General features: G+C 50.4%; 1 rRNA gene. It reads right to left on the reverse strand.

Annotated elements, in window-relative coordinates:
- A 23S ribosomal RNA gene (locus J5M58_RS25770) occupies positions 1 to 529 on the reverse strand; the annotation flags it as partial.
- Positions 530 to 949 lie beyond the last annotated feature (420 nt).

The raw sequence follows: 949 nt of genomic DNA on the forward strand, positions 1-949 counted from the left end.
GTTTGTATGCATGCGGTTTCAGGATCTATTTCACTCCCCTCCCGGGGTTCTTTTCGCCTTTCCCTCACGGTACTGGTTCACTATCGGTCAGTCAGTAGTATTTAGCCTTGGAGGATGGTCCCCCCATATTCAGACAGGATTTCACGTGTCCCGCCCTACTTGTCGTACACCTAGTTCTTTCATACTGTTTTCGCCTACAGGGCTATCACCTGCTATGGCCGCACTTTCCAGAGCGTTCGGCTAACAATACAAATAAAGAGTACAGGCTCTTCCCATTTCGCTCGCCACTACTTTGGGAATCTCGGTTGATTTCTTTTCCTGCGGTTACTTAGATGTTTCAGTTCACCGCGTTCGCCTCACTAGACCTATGTATTCAGTCTAGGATGACCCAAAAGGGCCGGGTTTCCCCATTCGGACATCTACGGATCAAAGCTCGTTTGCCAGCTCCCCGTAGCTTTTCGCAGGCTACCGCGTCCTTCATCGCCTGTGATCGCCAAGGCATCCACCACATGCACTTGTTCGCTTGACCCTATAACGAGTCTGTCTCATCGACAGCCGCTACAGGTTGAGTTCTCGCGTTGTGCCGTATTCCAATTAGAGTCGAACAATGAAGTTCGAATCATCTTGAGATACATCGATACAATCACAACCCGGATAGCTTCCACGTCCATCTCAACGACGCTTCCGCTATCCAAATTACTTGCTTCTTCCAGATTGTTAAAGAAAGACAGCCGATACAGTTTCCTGCATCACTCTGACTGGCTCAATCGCCAATGGGTAAGATTCGATTCGTTCTCTCGAACCCAATCAAACATTATCCATTGGGGCTCCCTTCGGGAGTGAGATGCCCGTAAGCGCTAAAGCGCCAACGATCATCGCAATTGGTGGAGGCAGACGGGATCGAACCGACGACCCCCTGCTTGCAAAGCAGGTGCTCTCCCAGCTGAGC

This window comes from Pseudomonas sp. 32_A (assembly GCF_017490905.1).
Classification (GTDB): Bacteria; Pseudomonadota; Gammaproteobacteria; order Pseudomonadales; family Pseudomonadaceae; genus Aquipseudomonas; species Aquipseudomonas inefficax.